This is a genomic window from Streptomyces sp. NPDC001380 (genome assembly GCF_042895785.1).
In the GTDB taxonomy this organism is placed as follows: domain Bacteria; phylum Actinomycetota; class Actinomycetes; order Streptomycetales; family Streptomycetaceae; genus Peterkaempfera.
Map to the genome: position 1 here is coordinate 249,509 of NZ_JBIAWP010000003.1, position 24,102 is coordinate 273,610.

Sequence of the window (24,102 nt, forward strand, 5' to 3'; positions counted from 1 at the left end):
GGCGCCGATCATGGACTTCCTGACCCGGCTGCCGGTCGTCGGCCCCCTGGTCGCCCGCCTGCTGCGCACCAGGGCCTACCGCGTCTGGGACCACGTGAACGGCCTGGGCGGGAACCGGCTGGCCGGGGCGATCACCTTCTTCGGGTTCCTCGCGCTCTTCCCCCTGCTCACCCTGGCGATGGCCCTCGCCGCGGCGGCCCTCTCGGACCAGCAGGTCGCGGACATCCAGAAGAAGATCGCCGAGCAGATCCCCGGCATCGCCGACTCCCTGGACCTGGGCGCCCTGGTCCGCAACGCGGGCACCGTCGGCCTGGTCAGCGGCCTGCTGCTGCTGGTCTCCGGCCTCGGCTGGGTGGACACCATGCGGGCGTCCATCCGGACGCTCTGGCAGCTGGACGCCGAGCCGGGCAACCCGGTGCTGCGCAAGCTGCTCGACGTCGGCGTCCTCGTCGGCCTCGGCGTGGCCACCGCCGTCTCGCTCGGCGCCTCCGCCCTGTTCAGCGCCCTCACCGGGCAGGTCGCGGAGGCCCTGGGCCTCCAGCGCAGCGGCGTGGGCTCCTGGCTGCTGGGGCTGGCCGGGTTCGCGATCGCCGTGGGCGCCGACATGATCCTCTTCGCCTACCTGCTGACAGCCTTCCCCCGGATCACCGACCAGAGCCGGCGCACGGTGCTGGCGGCCTCCCTGATCGGCGCCGTCGGCTTCGAGGTGCTGAAGGTGCTGCTCTCGTCGTACATCAGCGGGGTGGCCGGCAAGTCCATGTACGGGGCGTTCGGCGTGCCGGTGGCCCTGCTCCTGTGGATCAACTTCGTCACCCGGCTGCTCATGTACTGCGTCGGCTGGACGGCGCTGGCCGACCCCGAGGCGGCGCGCCGGCGCGCCCGCGAGCAGGCGCTGCACGCCTACCGCGAGGCGGGCGGCGAGGAGTCCGCGCCCTCCGGGGCCGGCGGCGCACCGGACCTCCGCAAGGGGTCCGGCACGCCCCCGCCGGGGGAGGTGCGGCCGGGACCCGGCAGGGGCCCGCGGCCGGCACCCGGGGGCGGTGCGTCGGGCGGCTGACCACCGCGCCCGTCAGCCGCGGCGGTCCGTCAGCCGCGGCCGCCCGTCAGCCGCGGCCGCGCGGGAGCCGCCTCCTGCGCCGTCCGCCGACCGCGGTGGAGCCGGTCCGGCCGCCCCCGCCCGCCGCCGTGGAGCCCCCTGCCGTCGCGGACCCTGTTCCGGACCCCGCCACCGGCGCGGCCGCCCAGGCCGCGCGCCGCCGGGCGCGGGCCCGGCCGCGGGCCACGCCCCAGCCGCCCGCCGCCAGCACCGCGGCGATGCCGCCCGCCACCCAGCCCGTGGGGACCCCGTCGGTGCTGCCCGCCTGCACGGCCGCCGCGCCGGCGCCCGCGCCCGCGCCCGGACCCGGCCGCGCCTGCCGGCCGGTGCCCGCGGGCGCCGGGGACGCGGCGCCCGCCGTCCGCGGGCCGACCAGGGTACCCACCGGCTCGACCCGGCCCAGTGCGGAGAAGCCCCAGTCCAGCAGGGCCCCGGTCTCCAGGTAGACCTGGTTGGGGTGCACCGGCTCGGGGTGCATCACGGTGACGATGAGGGTGTGGCCGCCGTGCACCGCGGCACCGGTGAAGGTGTTGCCCGCGTTGCTGGTGAATCCGTTCTTCACGCCGATCAGGCCGGGGTACGGCGTCATGCCCCACGCGCCGGTGAGCAGCCGGTCGGTGTTCTGGATCTCGAAGCTCTGCCGCTTGTGCGTCTTCGGGTCGACGTCGCCGGGGAACGACGCGGTCCGCGTCGAGCAGTACGAGCGGAAGTCGGGGTCGCGCAGCCCGTCCCGGGCGAAGAGCGTGAGGTCGTACGCCGAGGACACCTGCCCCGGCGCGTCGTACCCGTCCGGGCTCACCACGTGGGTGTCGCCGGCCTGCAGCGCGTCCGCCCGGGCCTGCATGTCCCGGACGGTCTTCGCCACGCCGCCGTTCATGTGGGAGAGCACGTGGACCGCGTCGTTGCCGGAGCGCAGGAACACCCCGCGCCACAGGTCCTCCACCCGGTACTCCAGGTGCTCCTTGATGCCGACCAGGCTGCTGCCCTCGCCCATGTCGGCCAGCTCCTCCGGCTCCACCACGTGCCGGGCGTGCCGGGGGACCCGGGGCAGCACGGTGTCGGCGAAGAGCATCTTCAGCGTCGAGGCGGGGGGCAGCCGCCAGTGGGCGTTCCTGGACGCCAGCACCTCGCCGGTGGTGGCGTCGCTCACGATCCAGGAGAGGCCGGTGATCTCCTTCGGGAGCTCCGGCGCGCCCGCCAGAGGCCGCACCTGGACGCCGGGCAGGCCCAGCAGTTCGCCGCCCACGGCGGACATCCGCTCCGGCGGCGCCGGGCGCCTGGAGGCCTTCCCGGACGGCTTGGGCGAGGGCTTCGAGGCGGGCTTCGCGGCGGGCCGGACCGGGGGTCCGGCGGCGGCCGGTGCGGCGCAGGGGAGGACGGCGGCGGAGGCGGCGGCCACGGCCAGGCAGGCGGCGAGGGCGCGGCCGCGGCGGCGTCGGGAGGCGGGCGGGGGAACCGCTGCGGGGGATATGCCGCCGGTCGGCCGGGCACCCGCGGAGTCGTCGGCGCTGGTCACGTCGTGACGGTACCCGGCGGCGCGCTCCGTGCGTCAACCCGGCCGTCAGGGTCCCCCTTTCGACGGAACCGGCCCCCGCCGTCCGGCGGGTGCGGGCCGCCCGGAGCGCCTCCCGCACCGCCCCCGCGGCCCCGGAGCGCCTCCCGCACCGCCTCCGCACCGCCCTCCGCACCGGCCCTGTCCGGTCCGCGCCCCGGGCCGCCCCGCCGTCCGGTCCCGCACCGCAACCGCCCATACTGGACACGCCCCTGCCGCATCCGAGGACCCCTGGACGCCACCGATGAGACTCAGCCGCCGCACCTCCTGGTTCCTGGCCGCCTTCGGCGTGTGGAGCTGGATCATCTGGACGACCTTCGTGAAGAACCTCTGGAAGGACTCCTCCGGCCAGGCCTTCACCGGCGGCGGCCACGCGCACCCGACCGCCTACTTCTGGATCCACCTCGCCCTGGCCGTCACCTCCTTCGTCCTCGGCACCCTGGTGGGCCTGGTGGGGCTGCGCGGCCTGCGGGCCGCGCGCAGCACCCCGGCCGCCTGACCCGGAGTCCCGCCCCGCGTCCCGCACCCCCGGCCCGGCTCCCGGCCCGGCTCCGGAAGCGGGGCGCGGGGCGCGGGGCGGGCGGGGCGCCGGACACCGGGGATTACCGGACATTTAACGTTCCACGGGCATCCGATGGGCCGGCTCCGTCGTCAGAACTGGTGACATCCGCTCGCTGAGCACCGAGGACCCACGTGACCACGCCAGGTACCCGCACCCCGGGAGCCCCCTCCGCACGCACCGCACCGGATCCCCCCGGCGGCCGCGCGCTGCCGCGGCCGTTCCGCGCCCCCGGCGCGGCCGTGGCGCTGCCGCCCGCCGGGGTGATGCTGGCGCTCGGCCTCTGGCGGCTGGAGGGCCGGGGCCCGTGGCGGGACGAGGCCGCCACCCTCGACGCGGCGACGCGCGGCTGGTCCGAGACCTGGCACCTGCTCCAGCACGTCGACGCGGTCCACGGCCTCTACTACCTCCTCATGCACGGGGTCCTCCTCGTGTTCGGCGACGGCCTCACGGCCCTGCGCCTGCCGTCGGTGCTGGCGATGGCGGGGGCCGCCGCCGGGGTGGCGCTGATCGGCCGCCGGCTGGCGGGCCCCGTGACCGGGCTCACGGCGGGCCTGCTGTTCGCCGTCACCCCCTTCGCCTCCAGGTACGCCCAGGAGGGCCGGTCGTACGCCCTGGTCACCGCAGGGGTGGTGGGGGCCGGCCTGCTCCTGCTGCGGGCCTGGGAGCGGCCCACCGCGCGCCGCTGGGCCTGCTACGCCGCCTGCGTGCTGCTGGTGGGCCTGCTCCACGAGTTCGCCCTGCTGGTCCTGCCCGCCCACGGCGCGGCCGTCCTGCTGACCCGCGGCGCGGGCCGGCGGGTCCGGCTGGCCTGGACGGCCTCGGCGGCCGCGGCCGCGGCCTGCGCCGTACCGCTGGCCCTCCTCTCCAGCTCCCAGGCCGCCCAGGTGGTCTGGCTGCCGCAGGTCGACGGGCGGACGCCGCTCGCCCTGCTGGAGAGCTTCGCCGGCCCCGCCCCCAGGGTGACGGCCGCCGTCCTCACCCTCGCCGTGCTCGGCCTCCTCGTGCCCCTGCGCCGCCCGGGCGCCCCCGTGACGGTGCGCGCCCTCACGCTGCCCTGGCTGCTGCTGCCCCCGGCCCTGCTGATGGCGGTGTCGCTGGCCACCCCGCTGTACTACGACCGCTACGTCCTCTACAGCCTGCCCGGCCTGACCCTCCTCGCGGGGGCCGGCCTGGAGGGCGCCGTCCGCGCGGCCGTCCGCCCGCTCGCCCCGTCCGTGCGCCGGACCGCAGCCGTGGCCGCCGGGGCGGTGCTCGCCGCCTCCGCGGCGGCCGGGGTGCTCGCGACGGAGCTGCACCAGCAGCGCCACCTGCGCACCCCGCTCGCCCGCGCCGACGACTTCCGCGGGGCCGCGGACGTGCTCCGCGCCGGGGCGCGGCCCGGCGACGCGGTGCTCTTCGCGCCGGACCTGCGCCGCTCCCTGGAGGCCGTCTACCCCGACGCCTTCCGCGGCACGGCCGACGTGCTGCTGGCGCGGACCCCCGACGCCTCCGGCACCTTCGCGGGGGTGGAGGTCCCCGTCGCGCGGTTCGCGGAGGTGCTGCTTCCGCACGCCCGGGTGTGGATGCTCGCCGGCCGCGGGCGCTGGACCACGGGGCAGGACAGGGAGCAGGAGCTGCAGCGGGTGCTGGACGCCCACTACCGCCGCACCGCGGAGACCCGCGTGCGGGGTTTCGTCGTGCAGCTCTGGACGCGCCGCTGACGCGCTCCCGCCCGGCTCCGCGCGGGCGGGGCCCCGCACACGCCGGAGGGGGCGGACCCGGGATCTCCCGGGTCCGCCCCCTCCGGCGTGCGGGCCGCCGTGCGGCGGCCGCGGACGGTCAGAAGCGGCGCGTCACCAGCGCCCGCTTGACCTCCTGGATCGCCTTGGTGACCTCGATGCCGCGGGGGCAGGCCTCGCTGCAGTTGAAGGTGGTGCGGCAGCGCCACACGCCCTCGCGGTCGTTGAGGATCTCCAGCCGCTGCTCGCCGCCCTCGTCGCGCGAGTCGAAGATGAAGCGGTGGGCGTTGACGATGGCCGCCGGGCCGAAGTACTGGCCGTCGTTCCAGAAGACCGGGCAGGACGACGTGCACGCCGCGCACAGGATGCACTTGGTGGTGTCGTCGAACCGCTCGCGGTCCGCCTGGGACTGCAGGCGCTCACGCGTCGGGTCGTTCCCCTTGGTGATGAGGAACGGCATGACGTCCTTGTACGCCTGGAAGAAGGGGTCCATGTCCACGACCAGGTCCTTGAGGACCGTGAGGCCCTTGATGGCCTCGACCGTGATGGGCTTCTCCGGGCTGACGTCCTTGATGAGCGTCTTGCAGGCCAGCCGGTTGCGGCCGTTGATGCGCATGGCGTCCGAGCCGCAGATGCCGTGCGCGCAGGAGCGGCGGAAGGTGAGGGTGCCGTCCTGCTCCCACTTGATCTTGTGGAGGGCGTCCAGGACGCGCTCCTTGGGGTCGGCGAGCAGCTCGTAGTCCACCCACACCGGCTCCGGGTGCTCCTCCGGGTTGAACCGGCGGATGCGGACGGTGATCGGGATCAGGCCGGACGCGGCCTCCGCTCCGGCCTCCGGACCGGCCGACGGCTGCTTCTCAAGCGTGGGGGTGCTCATCAGTACTTACGCTCCATCGGCTGGTAGCGGGTCTGCACGACCGGCTTGTAGTCCAGCCGCACCGTGGTGTTCCCGTCGGCGTCGACCTCCCGGTACGCCATGGTGTGGCGCATGAAGTTGACGTCGTCGCGGTTGGGGTAGTCCTCGCGGTAGTGGCCGCCGCGGGACTCGTTGCGGGCCAGCGCGGAGACGGCCAGCACCTCGGCCAGGTCGAGCAGGTTGCCCAGCTCGACGGCCTCCAGCAGGTCGGTGTTGTACCGCTTGCCCTTGTCCTGCACGGAGACGTTCTTGTAGCGCTCCTTGAGGGCGGCGATGTCGGCGACCGCCTGCTTCAGGGTGGCCTCGGTGCGGTAGACCATGGCGTTGGTGTCCATGGACTCCTGCAGCTCGCGGCGGATCTCCGCGACCGACTCGGTGCCCTCGCCGCTGCGCAGGCGCTCCAGCAGCTCCTCGACCTGGGCGGCCGGGTCCGCCGGCAGCTCGGTCCAGTCGGCGGTGGAGGCGTACTCGGCGGCGGCGATGCCGGCCCGGCGGCCGAAGACGTTGATGTCCAGCAGCGAGTTGGTGCCGAGGCGGTTGGCGCCGTGGACCGACACGCAGGCGACCTCGCCGGCGGCGTAGAGGCCGGGGACGACGTCGGTGTTGTTCCGCAGCACCTCGCCCTCGACGTTGGTCGGGATGCCGCCCATCTCGTAGTGCGCCGTGGGCTGGATCGGGATCGGGTCCGTGTAGGGCTCGATGCCGAGGTAGGTCCGCGCGAACTCGGTGATGTCGGGCAGCTTGGCGTCCAGCTGCTCCGGCGGCAGGTGGGTGAGGTCCAGGTAGACGTGGTCGCCGTCGGGGCCGCAGCCGCGGCCCTCGCGGATCTCGGTGTAGATCGCGCGGGAGACCATGTCGCGCGGGGCGAGGTCCTTGATGGTCGGCGCGTAGCGCTCCATGAAGCGCTCGCCGTCCTTGTTGCGGAGGATGCCGCCCTCGCCGCGGGCGCCCTCGGTGAGGAGGATGCCCATGCGCCAGATGCCGGTCGGGTGGAACTGGAAGAACTCCATGTCCTCCAGCGGCAGGCCCCGGCGGTACACGGCGGCCTGGCCGTCGCCGGTCAGGGTGTGCGCGTTCGAGGTGACCTTGAAGAACTTGCCGTTGCCGCCGGAGGCGAAGACGACGCTCTTGGCCTGGAAGACGTGGAGCTCGCCGGTGGCCAGCTCGTACGCCACGACGCCGGCCGTCCGGCCCTCGTTGAGGAGGAGGTCCAGGACGTAGAACTCGTTGAAGAACTCCACGCCGTGCTTGACGCAGTTCTGGAACAGCGTCTGCAGGATCATGTGGCCGGTGCGGTCCGCGGCGTAGCAGGACCGGCGGACGGCCGCCTCGCCGTGGTTGCGGGTGTGCCCGCCGAAGCGGCGCTGGTCGATGCGGCCCTCGGGGGTCCGGGAGAAGGGCAGGCCCATCTTCTCCAGGTCGAGGACGGCGTCGATGGCCTCCTTGCACATGATCTCGGCGGCGTCCTGGTCGACCAGGTAGTCACCGCCCTTGACCGTGTCGAAGGTGTGCCACTCCCAGTTGTCCTCCTCGACGTTGGCGAGGGCGGCGCACATGCCGCCCTGGGCCGCGCCGGTGTGGGACCGGGTGGGGTAGAGCTTGGTCAGCACGGCGGTGCGGCTGCGCTGCGTCGACTCGATGGCGGCGCGCATGCCGGCGCCGCCGGCGCCGACGATGACGGTGTCGTACTTGTGGATCTGCATGGGGGTCTCGTTCGCCTCGTCTGCTGCCGCTTAGATGTTCGGGTCGAAGGTGAAGATCACCAGCGTGCCGAGCAGCACGGTGAAGACGGTCGCGACCAGCAGCAGCGACTTCAGCCACAGGCGGGTGTTGGCCCGCTCGGCGTAGTCGTTGATGACGGTGCGCAGGCCGTTGGAGCCGTGGAGCATGGCCAGCCAGAGCATCAGCAGGTCCCAGCCCTGCCAGAAGGGCGAGGCCCAGCGGCCGGCCACGAAGGCGAAGCTGATCTTCGACACGCCGCCGTCCACGACCAGCTGGATCATCAGGTGGCCGATGACCAGGACGACGAGCACCACGCCGGAGAGGCGCATGAACAGCCACGCCCACATCTCGAAGTTGCCGCGGGTCACCCGCGGGGTCCTCGGGGTGCGGGCGCGCGGCGGCTCGATGACGTGCACGCCGTCGGCGGACAGGCCCTTGCCGGTGTGCGGCTGGGAGGAGGAGACGAGCTCCACCGGGGAGGTCTCAGTGGACATCGCGGATCACTTCCCGAACCAGGTCGTGAGGGTGTGCTGCAGCACCGGGTAGAAAGCCCCGGCCATCAGCAGGGCCCACAGGCCGACGACGCTCCAGAGCATCTGCCGCTGGTAGCGGGTGCCCTTGGACCAGAAGTCCACCGCGATGACCCGCAGGCCGTTCAGCGCGTGGAAGAGGATGGCGGCGACCAGGCCGTACTCCATCAGGTTGACGAACCAGACCTTGTAGGTCGCGATGACGTTGTCGTACGCCTCGGGAGAGACGCGGACGAGCGCCGTGTCGAGTACGTGGGCGAAGAGGAAGAAGAAGATGAGTACGCCGGTGACTCGATGAGCCACCCACGACCACATGCCTTCCCGGCCGCGGTACAGCGTTCCAGCCGGCACGGAAAACCCTCCGGAAGCAGGATCGGGGCTCGGCCGGCTTCGGTGTCGGTCAGCCCGGCCGGGTACGGTCCACCGGCCGGTGCCATCGTAGCGACGCCGGGAACGCACCAGCCTGCCGGGGGTCCCGACCGGCGCGGATCCGCCCCGACCGGGTCAGTCCGGACGGGCCTCCCGGCCCCGCGGACGCCCCTCCCTCAGGCCGGCGCGCCCGCCCCCGTAGGGCTCGCCACCAGGTGTTCCAGGCGTCCGAGGGCGATCCGCCGCAGCTCCTCGGCCGCCACCAGCCGCTCCTCGTCCGGGTCGTTGCCGAGCCGGCCGCGGACCGACGCCAGCACCGCGTCCAGCATCTCCTCCGGCGGGCACGCCTCCAGGCAGACCACGAAGACGTGGCCGAACCGCGCCTCGTACGCGGCGTGCGCCGCCTGGAGCGCCGTGCGCGCCGCCTGGCTGCCGGGGGCCCGCATGCCCAGCAGCGAGTGCGGCATCCAGCTCTCGTCCGCCAGCGCCTCGGCCAGGTCGGCGGGCCGCAGGTCGTACGAGGCCTCGCTGGCGGCCGCCAGCAGCGACTCCACGTCGGGGTAGGGGCGGTGGGCGGCCAGCCGCAGCGCCCAGCGGGTGCTGCCGCAGCAGGCGAGCAGGGCCTCCTCGGCCGCGCCGTGGTCCGCGTCGTTGAACCTGCGCAGGCCCGCGGGGGCCTGCGCCTGGGCCGGCGGCCGGGGCGCCGGGACGTCGCTGGACAGCGGGTCCTCCTCATGAGGGGTGGGAGGCCGGGGGAACCGGGGGGCGGGGAAGGCCGGGCCCCTCCCCGGGCGGGTGCCGTGCGGTGGAGGGGGACCGGCGGCACTGCGGGAATGCTGCGGTGGCGGTCTGCACGGGGCGGGCCGTGCGGGACAGGCTAGTGCGGGGACAGGGCAGGGTCGCGGCCCCCGCGCCTGCGCGGACAGGGCCGCTCCCAAGGTACTGGCCCCGCCGGGCCTCCGCGCCGCCGATCCCGGAATTCACCCGATCCGGGTGTCGCGCGGGAGCGCGTTCACCCCTTCGGGTGCTCCCGGTGCACCTTGTGCTGCGCCGCCTGCGCGCGGGGGCGCACCACCAGCAGGTCCACGTTGACGTGCGGGGGCCGGGTGACCGCCCAGACCACCGTGTCCGCCACGTCCTCGGCGGTGAGCGGCTCGGCGACGCCCGCGTACACCGCCGCCGCCTTCTCCTCGTCCCCGCGGAAGCGGTTCACCGCGAACCCCTCGGTGCGCACCATGCCCGGCGCGATCTCGATCACCCGGATCGGCTCCCCGCACAGCTCCAGCCGCAGCGTCGCCGCGATCGCGTGCGCGCCGTGCTTCGCCACGACGTACCCGCCGCCGCCCTCGTACGCCGTGAAGCCGGCCGTGGAGGAGAGCACCACCACCGTGCCGTCGCCGCTCGCCCGCAGCGCCGGCATCAGCGCCTGCGTCACGTGCAGCACACCCATCACGTTCACCTGGTACATGGCCAGCCAGTCGCCCGGGTCGGAGGACTCCACCGACTCCGCCCCGATCGCCCCGCCGGCGTTGTTGACCAGCACGTCCACCCGGTCCAGGGACGCCGCGAAGGCGTCGACGGCGGCCCGGTCGGTGACGTCCAGCACCCGGGCCCCGCCGCCGAGCTCCTCGGCCAGCGCCTCGATCCGCTCCGCGCGCCGCGCCGCCAGCACCACCCGGTAGCCGGCCGCCGCCAGTCCCCGCGCGGTGGCCGCGCCGATGCCGCTGCTGGCCCCGGTGACCACCGCCACCTTCCGCCCGTCCATGCCTGTCCCCTTCCGTGCCCCGTGCTGCTCTTCCGTGCCGGGTTCTTCCGTGCCGGGTCCCCGCGCCCCGCCTGCCCCGGATCATCGCAGGCCGGTGTGAGCAACCTCCCAGGGGATGCGCCTGTGCGGCCGTGCGCGGCACGATTACAGTGCGTGGCGCCGCAGGAGCGGGGACCGGCCGTGCGGGACCGGCTCCGACTCCCACCGCCCTGCACCGGGCGGGGCGGCCCGACCCTCACCCCAGCGGCCCTCACCCCCAGCGGAGGAACCCCATGGCACTCTCGGAGTCCGGACTCCCCATCGAGCCGCTCTACGGCCCGGAGGCCCTGGAGGGCTGGGACCCCGCGACGAAGCTGGGCCGGCCCGGGGAGTACCCCTTCACCCGCGGCGTGTACCCGTCCATGTACACCGGCCGCCCGTGGACCATGCGCCAGTACGCGGGCTTCGGCACCGCCGCCGAGTCCAACGCCCGCTACAAGCAGCTCATCGCCAACGGCACCATGGGCCTGTCGGTCGCCTTCGACCTGCCCACCCAGATGGGGTACGACTCCGATGCGGCCATCGCCCACGGCGAGGTCGGCAAGGTCGGCGTCGCGGTCGACTCCGTCGAGGACATGGGCGTGCTCTTCGGCGGCATCCCGCTGGGCGAGGTCTCCACCTCCATGACCATCAACGCGCCCGGCTCGCTGCTGCTGCTCCTCTACCAGCTCGTCGGCGAGGCGCAGGGCGTGCCGTCGTCGAAGCTCACCGGCACGATCCAGAACGACGTGCTCAAGGAGTACATCGCCCGCGGGACCTACATCTTCCCGCCCAAGCCGTCGCTGCGCCTGATCGCCGACGTCTTCCAGTACTGCCGGGCCGAGATCCCCCGGTGGAACACCATCTCGATCTCCGGCTACCACATGGCCGAGGCCGGGGCGACGCCCGCGCAGGAGATCGCCTTCACCCTCGCCAACGGCATCGAGTACGTCCGCACCGCCGTCGCGGCCGGCATGGACGTCGACGACTTCGCCCCCCGGCTCTCCTTCTTCTTCGTCTCCCGCACCACCCTGCTGGAGGAGGTCGCGAAGTTCCGCGCGGCCCGCCGCATCTGGGCCCGGGTGATGCGCGAGGAGTTCGGGGCGAGGAACCCCAAGTCGCTCATGCTGCGCTTCCACACCCAGACCGCGGGCGTGCAGCTCACCGCCCAGCAGCCCGAGGTCAACCTGGTCCGCGTCTCCGTCCAGGCCCTGGCGGCGGTCCTCGGCGGCACCCAGTCGCTGCACACCAACTCGTTCGACGAGGCCATCGCCCTGCCCACCGAGAAGTCCGCCCGCCTCGCGCTGCGCACCCAGCAGGTCATCGCCTACGAGACCGACGTCACCCACACGGTCGACCCCTTCGCGGGCTCCTACGTGGTCGAGTCGATGACCGACGAGGTCGAGGCCGCCGCCGTGGAGCTCATGGCCAAGGTCGAGGACATGGGCGGGGCGGTCGCGGCCATCGAGCGCGGCTACCAGAAGGCCGAGATCGAGCGGAGCGCCTACCGCGTCCAGCAGGAGACCGACTCCGGCGAGCGGACCGTCGTCGGCGTCAACCGCTTCCAGCTCGACGCGGAGGAGCCCTACGAGCCGCTGCGGGTCGACCCGGCCATCGAGGCCCAGCAGGCCGAGCGCCTCGCCAAGCTCCGCGCCGACCGCGACTCCTCCGCCGTCGACCGCGCCCTCGCCGCCCTGAGCCGCGCCGCCGAGGGCACGGACAACGTCCTGCACCCGATGAAGGAGGCGCTGGCCGCCCGCGCCACCGTCGGCGAGGTCTGCGACGCCCTGCGCGGCGTCTGGGGCACCTACACCCCGGTCGACAGCTTCTGACGGGGCGGCGGAAGGGGCCGGGGCCCGGGATCGCGGCGATCCCGGGCCCCGGCTTCCGTGCGGTGGTGCCGCTGGGCCGTGGTGTGCCGTGGTGTGCCGTGGTGCTGCGGCGGTGTGACGCGGGGTCAGCGGCGCGGCAGGTAGGACGTCAGGTAGTCCTTCGCCGGGGAGCCGACACCGGTGGCGGTGTCGTAGCCGCGGACGGCCCTGAGGCCGAAGTCCGCCCCGATCCGGTACAGCCGCACCCGCAGGCTGCCGTCGACCACGCCGAGGTCCACGACATTGCCGAGCTTGGCGTGCACGGCCGTGTCGTCGACGTCGTGGTACGCCGAGGTGCCGGCCTGGTCGTAGATGCCCGGGTTGGCGAAGCCGACGGCCCGGCCGTGCCGCGCCTGGATCGCGTCGGCGAGCAGGCCCGCGTACTCCGGCGAGGAGACCGAGGTGCCGCCGTAGCCGCCCTCGCCGTACCCGGTGCCGTCGTCGTAGCCGACCAGCACGCTGGTGACCAGGTCGCCGTTCATCGAGACGTCCGGGAGGGTGCGCATCGGCCTCTTCGCCTTCGCCCCGGTCATCAGGGTGGTGGAGACCGACGCCGGCACCACGCCCTTCTGGTACCACGGCTGCGCGAAGTCCTCGCTGGTGCCGCCGCCGCCGCCGAAGTAGAAGCGGCCCGGGAAGGGGTTCCAGCTCCTCTGGTCGGCGGAGAGCACCGAGCGCCGGTCGCCCATGCTGGTCTCGAAGCCGTACCGGCCGCGCGAGGAGGAGGTGCCGAGCGCGGTGCCGCCGACGCCGGTGACCCAGACCGAGGAGGCCGGCCACTGGGTCTGCGCCCGGGTGGTGGTCGGGTCGCAGTTGACGCCGGTGGCGGCGGCCCCGGGGGAGTCGTCGCCGCAGTCGCCGGTGGAGAAGGTGAAGCCGATGCCCTCGGCGGCGCCGAGCATGAAGACCTGCTCGTCGGCCTTGACCACGGCCGGGTCGATGTCGCCCGCCGTGGAGTGCATGATCTCGCCCCACGAGTTGGTGACGACGTCGGCCAGGTGCTCGTCGACGACCTTCGCCATGGCGTCGTACAGGTCGCCGTCGTAGCAGGAGTTGCCGCCGACGTAGACGACCTGGGCGTCGGGCGCGAGGCCGTGGACCATCTCCACGTCCAGCGCCTCCTCGCCGGCCCAGCCGGCGGGACCGCCGCACTCGTCCTCGTGCGTCCACTGCCCCGGCGTCATGTACTCGGTGTACTGGCCGGCGCGGAACGCCCGGTCGCCGTGGGCGGTCGCGAAGTGCGAGGCGTCGGCCGCCATGGTGGGCAGGCCGTACGCGTCGATGACCGCGACCTTCGCGCCCCTGCCCGTCAGCCCGCTGTCGTTGACGCCGTAGGCCTCGCGGAGCTGCTTGGGGGTGTAGGAGCACGGCGCGAACGGCTCGTTCGCCTCGTACCCGGCAGGCGCGCCCTTGGCCGTGCGCTCCCCGTACTTGGCGGAGCAGGTCGGGACGGTCGGCAGGCCCTTCTGCGCCGGGACGCCGGAGGCGGCGCGGGCGAAGAGGGAGGCCGACCGCCGGCTGCGGTCCACCGGCACGGCCTGCGAGACGGCCTTGTGCACCGTGTCGCTGAGGCCGCTGACGCCGAGCACGGCGCCCGCGACGGACCCGGGCAGCACCGCGTCGGAGGCCGGGGCGCGGTGGACGCCCCCGCCGGTGCGGTAGGTGTGGATGCGGGTGCCGAAGGCCTTCTCCAGCGCCGCGGTGGTGCCGGAGACCTCCACGTAGTGGGCGGTGGTGCGGCCGACCCTCAGACCGCTGCCGGCCAGCCAGGCGTGGACGGCGTCGACCTGCGCGGCGGAGGCCCCGAAGCGGGCCCGCGCCTGTGCGGGCGTCAGGTAGCGGCCGTACTGCGGGGAGGCCGGGTCGGAGACGGCGCGGGCGTACGCGGCCAGCCCGGCCGGGTCCTGCCCGGCGAGGTAGACGCGGACGTCCGCGGTGGAGTTCGCGGAGGCGGCGCCCCGGTCGGCCGAGGCGGTGGCCCAGGCCGGGTGGGTGCCGGCGAGCCTCCGGGCGGCCCCGGTCGGGGCGGCGGCGGAGGCGGCGGCCGCGGGGGCCGCGAGGGCGAGCGATCCCGCGATCAGAGCCGTGGCGGACGCCGCCACGGATATGCGGGAGAGCCGCCTGCGGGCAGCTTGCGGCACGTGGGTTCCCCCAGTTCGGTCATGGGGCGGCAGCGCCCTGTGCCGGGCGCGGCGGCCGTGGGACTGGTGGTCGCACCTGGGACAGGAGTGCGACAGAGGTGCCGTTGATGTGCATATGCACCGAAGGTGGCGTCTCAAGGGCCGGGGGAGAAGCTTTGCCGTGACATGACCCGGTCGTGTCCCGCCGGGCTGCCGGTCGTTGCACGGGACGGCCGGTCCGGAGCCGCCGGTCCGGACCGGCCGGTCCTGAGCCGCCGCTCCCGGCCGGCGCCCGGGGCGCCGCCCGGTGCGGTCCGGGTCGGCCGGGGGCCGCGGCGGGCGCTCCCCGCGGTGTCCGGGCGGTGTCCGGGCGGTGTCCGGCCGGGAGGCGCGGCTCCTCGGCCGGGGCGGCGGAGGCCGCCGGGGCGGGAGGCGGCCGCGGGGGCGGGAGAGCCGGCGGGGCGGCGCCGGAAGGGGTCGCCCGGGAAGGTGGCGTAAACCACAAGTCATACCCGAACCCGCCGCTCACCATGCGCCGGGTGGGGGACTTTTTCGCCCCGGGGGGTCGGTAATTACGACGATCACCGGCTGGACAAGCGGATCGGTCGTAACCTAGTTGAGGTGAACCACCCAACGCCCGGGAGTGTCGCCTCCCCCCTCGACCCGGTATCGGACGACCCCGCCGCGGACCATGCACCGGCCGCGGGCCTCCCCGGCGCCGATCTCCCCGGCTCCGGACTGCCCGCGCCCGACCTCCCCGGTGCGGACCTCCTCGGCACCGACCTCCCCGGGGCCGACCTCCTCCGGGCCCGGGTCCGCGCGCACGCCGCCGAGCTGGTGGCCTTCCGCCGCGACGTGCACATGCACCCCGAGCTGGGCCGCGAGGAGTTCCGCACCACCGCGCTGCTCGCCGAGCGCCTGACCCGGGCCGGCCTGCAGCCCCGCGTGCTGCCCGCCGGCACCGGCCTGGTCTGCGACATCGTCCCCGAGGGCACGCCGTCGGGCACCCCGCTGCTGGCGTTCCGGGCGGACATCGACGCGCTGCCCATCGACGACGCCAAGACCGACGTCCCGTACCGCTCCACCGTGCCCGGCCGGGCCCACGCCTGCGGCCACGACGTCCACACCGCCGTGGTGCTGGGCACCGCGCTGGTGCTGGCCGAGGCGGCGGAGGCGGGCCGGCTGCGGCAGCCGGTGCGGCTGGTCTTCCAGCCCGCCGAGGAGGTCATGCCGGGCGGGGCGCTGGACGTCATCAAGGCCGGCGGCCTGGAGGGCGTGGGCCGGATGTTCGCCGTGCACTGCGACCCGAAGGTCGACGTGGGCCGGGTGGGCCTGCGCGTCGGGGCGATCACCTCGGCCTGCGACCGCCTGGTGCTCTCCCTCGACGGGCCCGGCGGGCACACCGCCCGGCCGCACCTGACCACCGACCTGGTGGGCGCCGTCGCCCGGATGGCCGCCGACCTTCCGGGTGCTCTCGGTCGGCGGGTGGACCCCCGCTGGGGCGTCAGCCTGGTCTGGGGCCGGATCACCTCCGGCTCGGCCGCCAACGTGATCCCGCAGCACGCCGAGCTGGAGGGCACCGTCCGCTGCCTGGAGCTGGCCGGCTGGCGCGAGGCGCCCGAGCTGCTGCACGAGCTGATCGCCCGGATGGCCGAGGCCCACCGGGCCAAGTGGGAGCTGACCTACCACCGCGGGGTGCCGCCGGTGGTCAACGAGGCCGAGTCGGTCGCCCAGCTGGACGCCGCGATGCACGCCCGCTTCGGCGGGCCGCGCACCACCGTCGTGGAGGACACCGAGCAGAGCCTCGGCGGCGAGGACTTCTCCTGGTACCTGGAGAAGATCCCCGGCGCGCTGGCCCGGCTCGGGGTGCGCGACCCCGCCGAGTCCGGGGTCCGCGACCTGCACCAGGGGACCTTCGACGTGGACGAGCGGGCGATCGGCGTGGGCGTGGAGCTGTTCTGCTCGCTGGCGCTGGAGCACGCGCGCGCCCTCTGACCCGCGCCCCCTGACCGGGGGCCGCCGGGAGGGGTACGGTACGGGAGCGCAAGGGGTCGAAAGGGCGGTGTCACCGCCCGTTCCGCCCGCTATACGCCCCGTCCCGCCACGGTTTGATAACAACCGCCCCTTCCGGCGAAGCCGTAACACAACTGTGTTCTACGCGCGTTACGGTGGCGTTCGATCACGCCAGACAGGTGCGTGTCGGAAGGAGAAACTCCCTTGCGCCGAGTAACCAAGCTCGCCGCGGTTGTGCTCAGCGGTTCGCTGGGCATCGCCACGCTCGCCGCCTGCGGCAGCACGTCGGACAGCAGCTCCACCACCAGCCCCTCCGGTTCGGCCGGGGCCGGTGCCGCCGGCGGCGGTGTCAAGGTCGGCATGGCCTACGACATCGGCGGCCGCGGCGACCAGTCCTTCAACGACTCGGCCGCCCGCGGTCTCGACCAGGCCAAGCAGCAGCTCGGCGTGGCCACCAAGGAGCTCTCCGCCGGCGCCAACGAGACCCCCGCCGACAAGACGCAGCGTCTGAAGGACCTGGCCGAGGCGGGCTACAGCCCGATCATCGCCATCGGCTTCTCCTACGCCGACGCCGTCAAGACGGTCGCCAAGGAGCACCCGAACACCAAGTTCGCGATCGTCGACTCCGTCGTCGACGCCCCGAACGTCACCAGCCTGGTCTTCACCGAGGAGCAGAGCTCCTACCTCGCCGGCGTGGCCGCCGCGGCGAAGTCGAAGACCCACAAGATCGGCTTCATCGGCGGCGTCAACGTGCCGCTGATCAACAAGTTCGAGGCCGGCTTCACCGCGGGCGTCAAGGCGACCGACCCGAGCGCCACGGTCACCCCGCAGTACCTCTCGCAGCCGCCGGACTTCAAGGGCTTCACCTCGCCCGACCTGGGCAAGGCCGCCGCGCAGGGCATGCTGGACAAGGGCGTCGACGTCGTCTACGCCGCGGCCGGCAGCTCCGGCAACGGCGCGATCGAGGCCGTCGCCGCCAAGAAGGCCTGGGCCATCGGCGTCGACTCCGACCAGTACAAGCAGGACGCCCTCGCCAAGAGCAAGGACGCGATCCTCACCTCGGCGATCAAGAACGTCGACGTCGCGGTCTTCGACTTCATCAAGTCGGTCAAGGACGGCTCGGCGAAGACCGGCACCGTCACCTTCGACCTGAAGAGCGGCGGTGTCGGCTACTCCAAGACCAACACCGCCGCCCTCGACGCGGCCACCGTCGCCAAGATCGAGAAGGCCAAGCAGGACATCATCGACGGCAAGGTCACGCCGCCGACCACCGTCAAGCAGTAACGCCGGTCCCTGCCCCCCGGGGCAGGTTCCGCACCGACGGTCGAGGGGCCCGCCGAACGCGCCGCGCGCGGCGGGCCCCTTCCCGTACCGGGCGGGGCCGGGCCGGACGACACGTCCCGGCACCGGACCCGGTCCAGGCCATGCCCCCCACCCGCACCGTCCGAGTTCTGCCTCGCGTCCACCCGGGGCGGATGCCACAGCCCCTCCAGGAGTGCGCCATCACTGCTCCGAGCGCCCGCAAGGGCGAACCCCCAGCCGGCGCCGGGACCGAGCCTGCCGCCGTCGAACTGCGCGGTATCACCAAGCGCTTCCCCGGCGTCGTCGCCAACCACGACATCGACATCACGGTCCGCCGCGGCACCGTCCACGCCCTCGTGGGCGAGAACGGCGCCGGCAAGTCGACCCTGATGAAGATCCTCTACGGGATGCAGCGCCCCGACGAGGGCACCATCACCCTCGACGGCGAGCGCGCGGACCTGCACACCCCGGCCGACGCCATCGCGCGCGGCATCGGCATGGTGCACCAGCACTTCATGCTGGCCGACAACCTCACGGTGCTGGAGAACGTCGTCCTCGGCGCCGAGAAGCTGCACGGCATCTCCGGCCGGGCCCGTGCCCGGATCATGGAGATCTCGGACGCCTACGGCCTCGGCGTGCGCCCCGACGTGCTGGTCGAGCACCTCGGCGTCGCCGACCGCCAGCGGGTGGAGATCCTCAAGGTCCTCTACCGCGGCGCCCGCACCCTGATCCTCGACGAGCCCACCGCCGTCCTGGTGCCGCAGGAGGTCGACGCGCTCTTCGACAACCTGCGCGGGCTGAAGTCCGAGGGCCTCACCGTCATCTTCATCTCGCACAAGCTCGACGAGGTGCTCTCCGTCGCCGACGCGATCACCGTCATCCGGCGCGGCACCACCGTCGCCAGCGTCGACCCGCGCGAGGTCAACTCCCGCCAGCTCGCCGAGCTGATGGTCGGCAGCGAGCTGCCCTCCCCGGAGACCCGCGAGTCCACCGTCACCGACGTGCCGATGCTCACCGTCGACGGCCTGCGGCTCAGCGAGGTCGACCCGGACGGCGTCGACCGCGTCGTCCTCGACGGCATCGGCTTCACCATCCACAAGGGCGAGGTCCTGGGCATCGCCGGCGTGGAGGGCAACGGCCAGGCCGAACTGGTCGAGGCCATCATGGGCATGCGCAGGCCCGACGCCGGCACGGTCACCCTCGACGGCGCCGACCTCTCGCACGCCCTCACCCGGGCCCGCCGCGAGGCCGGCATCGGCTACATCCCCGAGGACCGCCACCGGCACGCCCTGCTGCTGGAGGCCCCGCTCTGGGAGAACCGGATCCTCGGCCACGTCACCGAGGAGCCCAACAGCCGCCGCGGCGTCCTCAACCCGGGCGCGGCCCGCCGCGACACCGAGCGGATCGTCGCCGAGTACGACGTGCGCACCCCCGGCATCGACGTCACCGCCTCCTCCCTGTCGGGCGGCAACCAGCAGAAGCTGATCGTCGGCCGCGAGATGAGCCACCGGCCCCGGCTGCTCATCGCCGCCCACCCGACCCGCGGCGTGGACGTCGGCGCCCAGGCCCAGATCTGGGACCACATCCGCGAGGCCCGCCGCGAGGGCCTGGCGGTCCTCCTGATCTCCGCGGACCTCGACGAGCTGATCGGCCTGTCCGACACCCTCCGGGTCATGTACCGCGGCCGCCTGGTCGCCGACGCCGACCCGGCCACCGTCACCCCCGAGGAGCTGGGCTCCGCGATGACCGGCGCCGCCCGCGGCCACCTGGAGAGCCCCGCCGGGGAGTCCGGCACCGCCGAGCCCGTCGCCGGCCCCGGCGAGGCCCCCGCCTCCGACGGGCCCGCCTCCGGCGAGGCCGCCACCACCGGGCAGGACGGCACCACCGGGCAGGACGGCACCACCGAGCAGGCGGAGAAGTAGCCCCATGAACAAGTCCCTGAAGAAGCTGGACGGGGAGCGGCTGCTCCTCGGCCTCGCGGCCCCGGTGCTCGCCGTGGTCACCGCCCTGGTCGTCACCGCCCTGGTGCTGCTCGCCTCCGGCAAGGACCCCTTCCAGGCGTTCTCCGAGATGCTGGACTACGGCGCCAAGGCCGACAGCCAGGTCTACATCCTCAACAAGGCGACCACCTACTACCTCGCGGGTCTCGCGGTCGCCCTGGGCTTCCGGATGAACCTGTTCAACATCGGCGTGGACGGCCAGTACCGCATGGCGGCCTTCTTCGCCGCCGTGGTCGGCGCCCAGCTGCACCTGCCGGGCGTGCTGCACGTCCTGGTGATCGTGCTGGTGGCCATGCTGGTCGGCGCCATGTGGGCCGGCATCGCCGGCGCGCTCAAGGTGACCCGCGGCGTGAGCGAGGTCATCTCGACCATCATGCTCAACGCGATCGCCACCTACCTGATCTCCTACCTGCTCAACCCGAGCCGGCTCGCGAACCTGGACTCCTCCGGGAACGTCGCCACCCCGCTCATCCCCGACTCCGGCCACTTCTTCTCGTTCGCGACGAAGGGCGGCCCCCTGTGGGGCTTCCTCCTCGTCGCGGTCGTCGCCGGCGTCGCCTTCTGGTGGGGCCTGTCCCGCACCCGCTTCGGCTTCGACCTGCGCACCGCCGGCGGCTCGGACAGCGCCGCCCTCGCCAGCGGCGTCAACGTCAGGCGGATGGTCGTCACCGCCATGCTGATCTCCGGCGCCATGGCCGGCCTGGTCGGCATGCCGGAGCTGCTGAACAACTCCTACCAGTACAGCCTCAACTTCCCGGCCGGCGTCGGCTTCACCGGCATCTCGGTGGCCCTCCTCGGCCGCAACAACCCGATCGGCGTCGCCGTCGGCGCACTGCTGTGGGCCTTCATCGAGCGCGCCACCGGCCACCTGGAGATGGCGGGCTACGACAAGGAGATCGCCGGCGTCATCCAGGGCGTCATCGTCCTCGCCGTCGTGGTCGCCTACGAGCTGGTCCGCCGGTACGGGCTGCGCCGCCAGCAGAGCCGGGTGGGCCGCGAGCTCGCCGCCCAGGCCGTCCAGACCCAGAACCAGGAGGTGCCGGCGTGAGCGCCCCCAGCCCCACCGGCGACAAGACCGCCGAGGCCCTCGCCGGAACCACCGGCGCCGGCCAGGCCGCCCGCCTGACCGGCCGCCGCAGGCTCTCCCCGGCGGTGGTCCTGCTGATCGTCGCGGGCGCCCTGGTGGCGGTCTCGGCCGTGCGCGCCCTCACCGGCGCCCAGGACGTCACCTCCCCCGGCCAGATCGCCGGCGCCCTCACCATGGCCGTGCCGATCGGCCTGGCCGGCCTCGGCGGCCTGTGGGCCGAGCGGGCCGGCGTGGTCAACATCGGCCTCGAGGGCATGATGATCCTCGGGACCTTCTTCGGCGCCTGGGCCGGCTGGCAGACCAGCCCCTGGCTCGGCGTGCTGGCCGGCATGGTCGGCGGCGCGCTCGGCGGCCTGGTCCACGCCTTCGTCACCGTCACCATCGGCGTCGACCACATCGTCTCCGGTGTGGCCATCAACATCCTGGCGCTGGGCGCCACCCAGTACCTCGCCAAGCTGGTCTTCGCCGACAAGCCGGCGGGCAGCCCCAAGCAGTCCCCGCCGATCGACGACATCGGCAGCGTCTCGCTCCCGTGGGTCTCGGACTGGCTGGACAAGGTCGCGGCGCACCACTGGTTCCTGGTCTCGGACGTCGCGGGCATCCTCGGCGGCCTCACCACCGACGTGTCGCTGCTGACGCTGCTGGCGGTGGCCCTGCTGATCGGCACCTTCTTCGCGCTCTGGAAGACCGCCTTCGGCCTGCGGCTGCGCTCCTGCGGCGAGAACCCGACCGCCGCCGAGTCCCTCGGCGTCAACGTCTACCGCTACAAGTACCTGGCCGTCATCGCCTCCGGCGCCCTGGCGGGCCTCGGCGGCGTCTTCATCGCCATGGTCCCCTCGCACATCTACAACGAGGGCCAGACCGGCGGCCGCGGCTACATCGGCCTCGCGGCGATGATCTTCGGCAACTGGCGGCCGGGCGGCCTCGCCATGGGCGCGGGCCTCTTCGGCTACACCGACTCGCTGCAGCTCCGCAACGGCGGCCCCTCCGTCCACGCCCTGCTGCTCCTGGTCGCCGTGCTGCTGCTGGTCATCGCCCTGTGGCGGGCCTACCGCCGCCGGTGGACCGCCGCCGTCGTCAGCGCGGTCGCCGGCGCGGGGCTGCTGGTCTGGTACGCCACGACCGACACCGTGCCGATCGAGTTCGTCGGCGCCACCCCGTACGTGGCCACGCTGCTGGTGCTCTCCCTGGCCTCGCAGCGGCTGCGGATGCCCAAGGCGGACGGCCTCGTCTACCGCAGGGGACAGGGCAAGTGACGCCCGCCCGGGACGCGGACGCGGCCGTCGACTGGGAGGGCCTGCGGGCCGCCGCGCGGGACGCCATGGCCCACGCGTACGTCCCGTACAGCAAGTACCCGGTCGGCGCCGCCGCCCTGGTCGAGGACGGCCGCACGGTCACCGGCTGCAACGTGGAGAACGCCTCCTACGGGCTCGGCCTCTGCGCCGAGTGCGGTCTGGTCTCCGCCCTGCACCTCAGCGGCGGCGGCCGGCTGGTGGCTTTCACCTGCTGCGACGGCGAGGGCGAGCGGCTCATGCCGTGCGGCCGCTGCCGCCAGCTGCTCCACGAGCACGGCGGCCCGGACCTCCTGGTCGACCTGCCGTCGGGCATCCGCCCGATGCGCGAGGTCCTGCCCGACGCCTTCGGCCCCGAGCGGCTCCCGGGCCGCTGACCCGGCGGTCCCCCGGCCCGGCGGCCCGCCGATCCGGCGGTCCGCCGGCCCGGCGGTCCCTGCACACCCGAACGCACCCCGGCGGGTCTTCCCGACGGGTGCCCCCGAGGAGTGTCGCGCCCGGTCCCGGCCCACCGGCCCCGGCCGGGGCGCGACACTCCTCGTGCTTCCTCCCCACAGCAAGGAACCCCATGGACGCCATCTCCGTGATCCGGACCAAGCGCGACCGCGGCGAGCTGACCGACGCGCAGATCGACTGGGTGATCGACGCCTACACCCGCGGCGACGTCGCCGACGAGCAGATGTCCGCGCTCGCCATGGCGATCCTCCTCAACGGCATGAACGCCCGTGAGATCAGCCGCTGGACCGATGCCATGATCCGCTCCGGCGAGCGGATGGACTTCTCCTCCCTGCCGCTGCCCACCGCCGACAAGCACTCCACCGGCGGCGTCGGCGACAAGATCACCCTGCCGCTCGCCCCGCTGGTCGCCGCCTGCGGCGCCGCCGTCCCGCAGCTCTCCGGCCGCGGCCTCGGCCACACCGGCGGCACCCTGGACAAGCTGGAGTCCGTCCCCGGCTGGCGGGCGCTGCTCTCCAACGACGAGATGATGCGCACCCTGCGCGACTGCGGCGCCGTGATCTGCGCCGCCGGCGACGGCCTCGCCCCGGCCGACAAGAAGCTGTACGCCCTGCGCGACGTCACCGGCACCGTCGAGGCCATCCCGCTGATCGCCAGCTCCATCATGAGCAAGAAGATCGCCGAGGGCACCGGCGCCCTGGTCCTCGACGTCAAGGTCGGCTCCGGCGCCTTCATGAAGAACCTCGACGACGCCCGCGAGCTCGCCCGCACCATGGTCGGCCTCGGGAGGGCCGCCGGCGTCGAGACCCGCGCCCTGCTCACCGACATGTCCACCCCGCTCGGCCTCACCGCGGGCAACGCGCTGGAGGTCCGCGAGTCGCTGGAGGTGCTGGCCGGCGGCGGCCCCGCCGACGTCGTCGAGCTCACCCTCGCGCTCGCCCGCGAGATGCTCGCCGCGGCCGGCGTCCACGGCAAGGACCCGGCCGACGCCCTGCGCGACGGCTCCGCCATGGACCACTGGCGCCGGATGATCGCGGCCCAGGGCGGCGACCCCGACGCGGAGCTGCCCGTCGCCCGCGAGCGCCAGGTCGTCACCGCCCCCGCCTCCGGCGTGCTCACCGGCCTCGACGCGTACGCCGTCGGCGTCTGCGCCTGGCGCCTCGGCGCGGGCCGCGCCCGCAAGGAGGACCCGGTGCAGGCGGGCGCCGGCGTGGAGATCCACGCCAAGCCCGGCGACACCGTCACCGAGGGGCAGCCGCTGCTCACCCTCCACACCGACACCCCCGAGCGCTTCGCCTACGCGGCCGAGGCCCTCGACGGCGCGGTCTCCGTGGCCCCGGCGGGCACCGCCTTCACGCCGTCCCCGATCGTCCTGGACCGGATCGTCTGACGGAGCGTCATGTGTGCGGGGGGTCCGCGGCCGTCCGGCCGCGGACCCCCCGCACGCCCCGGGCCGACGGCCTCGGGGGCGAGCGTGTTCTCCACGAGGTCGAGGGAGCGCAGGCCGCGCAGCGCGGCGACCGCCTCGGGCAGCCGGTCCAGTCCGGCGTGCGGGGCGACCGGGGCGGCCGCGGTGCCGTCGACCGTCCGCAGCGCCCCCTCGGGCAGCCCCTCCGGCTCCGGCGCGCCGGCCGGCCGCCGGGGCCGTCCGCCCCCGGGCGGTGCGGCGTCAGCCGTCGCCGCCCTCCTCGCGCAGGCCCACGCAGTCCAGCG

19 protein-coding genes are annotated in these 24,102 nt (G+C 74.2%); 11 read left to right on the forward strand and 8 right to left on the reverse strand.

Going from position 1 to position 24,102, the window contains the following annotated elements; genetic code table 11:
- Positions 1–10 precede the first annotated feature (10 nt).
- Positions 11–1,057 carry a YihY/virulence factor BrkB family protein gene (locus tag ACFY07_RS06005; protein ID WP_390867573.1) on the forward strand — a complete coding sequence of 349 codons (1,047 nt, stop codon included), beginning with the start codon at positions 11–13 and terminating at the stop codon, positions 1,055–1,057.
- 46 nt (positions 1,058–1,103) lie between these two features.
- Here ACFY07_RS06005 and ACFY07_RS06010 read toward each other — a convergent pair whose 3' ends face one another.
- Entirely contained in the window at positions 1,104–2,612 is a 1,509-nt protein-coding gene (locus ACFY07_RS06010) for a D-alanyl-D-alanine carboxypeptidase family protein (protein ID WP_390867574.1), read from the reverse strand.
- A 280-nt stretch (positions 2,613–2,892) separates the two neighbouring features.
- Between ACFY07_RS06010 and ACFY07_RS06015 the strand changes: the two genes are divergently transcribed.
- Both ACFY07_RS06015 and ACFY07_RS06020 read left to right on the forward strand, forming a co-directional pair.
- The gene (locus ACFY07_RS06015; RefSeq protein WP_390867575.1) at positions 2,893–3,147 is read left to right on the forward strand and encodes an SCO4848 family membrane protein; all 255 of its coding nucleotides are present in this window, start codon (positions 2,893–2,895) and stop codon (positions 3,145–3,147) included.
- A 194-nt stretch (positions 3,148–3,341) separates the two neighbouring features.
- On the forward strand, positions 3,342–4,910 hold the full coding sequence (locus ACFY07_RS06020) for a glycosyltransferase family 39 protein (RefSeq protein ID WP_390867576.1): 1,569 nt from the start codon (positions 3,342–3,344) through the stop codon (positions 4,908–4,910).
- 118 nt (positions 4,911–5,028) lie between these two features.
- Here ACFY07_RS06020 and ACFY07_RS06025 read toward each other — a convergent pair whose 3' ends face one another.
- From ACFY07_RS06025 to ACFY07_RS06050, 6 genes are all read right to left on the reverse strand, one after another.
- Positions 5,029–5,805: a succinate dehydrogenase iron-sulfur subunit gene (locus ACFY07_RS06025; RefSeq protein ID WP_230648552.1), complete on the reverse strand. Its 777-nt coding sequence runs from the start codon at positions 5,803–5,805 to the stop codon at positions 5,029–5,031.
- Positions 5,805–7,547 (reverse strand): succinate dehydrogenase flavoprotein subunit, encoded by a 1,743-nt coding sequence (sdhA, locus tag ACFY07_RS06030; protein ID WP_390867578.1) that lies wholly within the window; start codon positions 7,545–7,547, stop codon positions 5,805–5,807. The genes ACFY07_RS06025 and sdhA overlap by 1 nt, the downstream gene beginning before the upstream one ends.
- A 30-nt stretch (positions 7,548–7,577) precedes the next feature.
- Positions 7,578–8,060, reverse strand: a complete 483-nt coding sequence (locus ACFY07_RS06035; RefSeq protein ID WP_390867579.1) for a succinate dehydrogenase hydrophobic membrane anchor subunit — start codon at positions 8,058–8,060, stop codon at positions 7,578–7,580.
- A gap of 6 nt (positions 8,061–8,066) precedes the next feature.
- The gene (gene sdhC, locus ACFY07_RS06040) at positions 8,067–8,447 is read right to left on the reverse strand and encodes a succinate dehydrogenase, cytochrome b556 subunit (RefSeq protein WP_390867580.1); all 381 of its coding nucleotides are present in this window, start codon (positions 8,445–8,447) and stop codon (positions 8,067–8,069) included.
- Positions 8,448–8,641: 194 nt separating this feature from the next.
- Entirely contained in the window at positions 8,642–9,403 is a 762-nt protein-coding gene (locus tag ACFY07_RS06045; RefSeq protein WP_390867581.1) for a 2-oxo-4-hydroxy-4-carboxy-5-ureidoimidazoline decarboxylase, read from the reverse strand.
- Between the two features lie 74 nt (positions 9,404–9,477).
- Complete coding sequence (locus ACFY07_RS06050) at positions 9,478–10,230, reverse strand: SDR family NAD(P)-dependent oxidoreductase (protein WP_390867582.1); 753 nt, start codon at positions 10,228–10,230, stop codon at positions 9,478–9,480.
- A gap of 272 nt (positions 10,231–10,502) precedes the next feature.
- Between ACFY07_RS06050 and ACFY07_RS06055 the strand changes: the two genes are divergently transcribed.
- Positions 10,503–12,080, forward strand: coding sequence for a methylmalonyl-CoA mutase (locus ACFY07_RS06055; RefSeq protein WP_230648544.1), 1,578 nt, complete (start codon positions 10,503–10,505; stop codon positions 12,078–12,080).
- A 125-nt stretch (positions 12,081–12,205) separates the two neighbouring features.
- Here ACFY07_RS06055 and ACFY07_RS06060 read toward each other — a convergent pair whose 3' ends face one another.
- On the reverse strand, positions 12,206–14,260 hold the full coding sequence (locus ACFY07_RS06060; protein WP_390867583.1) for a protease pro-enzyme activation domain-containing protein: 2,055 nt from the start codon (positions 14,258–14,260) through the stop codon (positions 12,206–12,208).
- A gap of 717 nt (positions 14,261–14,977) precedes the next feature.
- Here ACFY07_RS06060 and ACFY07_RS06065 point away from each other — a divergent pair.
- From ACFY07_RS06065 to ACFY07_RS06095, 7 genes are all read left to right on the forward strand, one after another.
- A complete protein-coding gene (locus ACFY07_RS06065) occupies positions 14,978–16,234 on the forward strand; it encodes an amidohydrolase (protein WP_374228083.1) in 1,257 nt (418 codons plus the stop codon).
- A gap of 222 nt (positions 16,235–16,456) precedes the next feature.
- Positions 16,457–17,536, forward strand: coding sequence for a BMP family protein (locus ACFY07_RS06070; RefSeq protein WP_390867584.1), 1,080 nt, complete (start codon positions 16,457–16,459; stop codon positions 17,534–17,536).
- Between the two features lie 191 nt (positions 17,537–17,727).
- Positions 17,728–19,476 carry an ABC transporter ATP-binding protein gene (locus tag ACFY07_RS06075; protein WP_390867585.1) on the forward strand — a complete coding sequence of 583 codons (1,749 nt, stop codon included), beginning with the start codon at positions 17,728–17,730 and terminating at the stop codon, positions 19,474–19,476.
- A gap of 4 nt (positions 19,477–19,480) precedes the next feature.
- Complete coding sequence (locus tag ACFY07_RS06080; protein ID WP_390867586.1) at positions 19,481–20,602, forward strand: ABC transporter permease; 1,122 nt, start codon at positions 19,481–19,483, stop codon at positions 20,600–20,602.
- Positions 20,599–21,897, forward strand: coding sequence for an ABC transporter permease (locus tag ACFY07_RS06085; protein ID WP_390867587.1), 1,299 nt, complete (start codon positions 20,599–20,601; stop codon positions 21,895–21,897). The genes ACFY07_RS06080 and ACFY07_RS06085 overlap by 4 nt, the downstream gene beginning before the upstream one ends.
- A gap of 65 nt (positions 21,898–21,962) precedes the next feature.
- Positions 21,963–22,310, forward strand: coding sequence for a cytidine deaminase (locus tag ACFY07_RS06090; protein ID WP_230649066.1), 348 nt, complete (start codon positions 21,963–21,965; stop codon positions 22,308–22,310).
- A gap of 191 nt (positions 22,311–22,501) precedes the next feature.
- A complete protein-coding gene (locus ACFY07_RS06095) occupies positions 22,502–23,779 on the forward strand; it encodes a thymidine phosphorylase (RefSeq protein ID WP_390867588.1) in 1,278 nt (425 codons plus the stop codon).
- Positions 23,780–24,102 lie beyond the last annotated feature (323 nt).

Bases quoted from the DNA above. Each gene is read 5' to 3' on its own strand.
- ACFY07_RS06015 (WP_390867575.1), top strand. From the start codon at position 2,893: ATGAGACTCAGCCGCCGCACCTCCTGGTTCCTGGCCGCCTTCGGCGTG.
- ACFY07_RS06080 (WP_390867586.1), top strand. From the start codon at position 19,481: ATGAACAAGTCCCTGAAGAAGCTGGACGGGGAGCGGCTGCTCCTCGGC.
- ACFY07_RS06005 (WP_390867573.1), top strand. From the start codon at position 11: ATGGACTTCCTGACCCGGCTGCCGGTCGTCGGCCCCCTGGTCGCCCGC.
- ACFY07_RS06050 (WP_390867582.1), bottom strand. From the start codon at position 10,230: ATGGACGGGCGGAAGGTGGCGGTGGTCACCGGGGCCAGCAGCGGCATC.
- ACFY07_RS06025 (WP_230648552.1), bottom strand. From the start codon at position 5,805: ATGAGCACCCCCACGCTTGAGAAGCAGCCGTCGGCCGGTCCGGAGGCC.
- ACFY07_RS06075 (WP_390867585.1), top strand. From the start codon at position 17,728: ATGCCACAGCCCCTCCAGGAGTGCGCCATCACTGCTCCGAGCGCCCGC.
- ACFY07_RS06035 (WP_390867579.1), bottom strand. From the start codon at position 8,060: ATGTCCACTGAGACCTCCCCGGTGGAGCTCGTCTCCTCCTCCCAGCCG.
- ACFY07_RS06055 (WP_230648544.1), top strand. From the start codon at position 10,503: ATGGCACTCTCGGAGTCCGGACTCCCCATCGAGCCGCTCTACGGCCCG.
- ACFY07_RS06090 (WP_230649066.1), top strand. From the start codon at position 21,963: ATGGCCCACGCGTACGTCCCGTACAGCAAGTACCCGGTCGGCGCCGCC.
- sdhA (WP_390867578.1), bottom strand. From the start codon at position 7,547: ATGCAGATCCACAAGTACGACACCGTCATCGTCGGCGCCGGCGGCGCC.
- ACFY07_RS06095 (WP_390867588.1), top strand. From the start codon at position 22,502: ATGGACGCCATCTCCGTGATCCGGACCAAGCGCGACCGCGGCGAGCTG.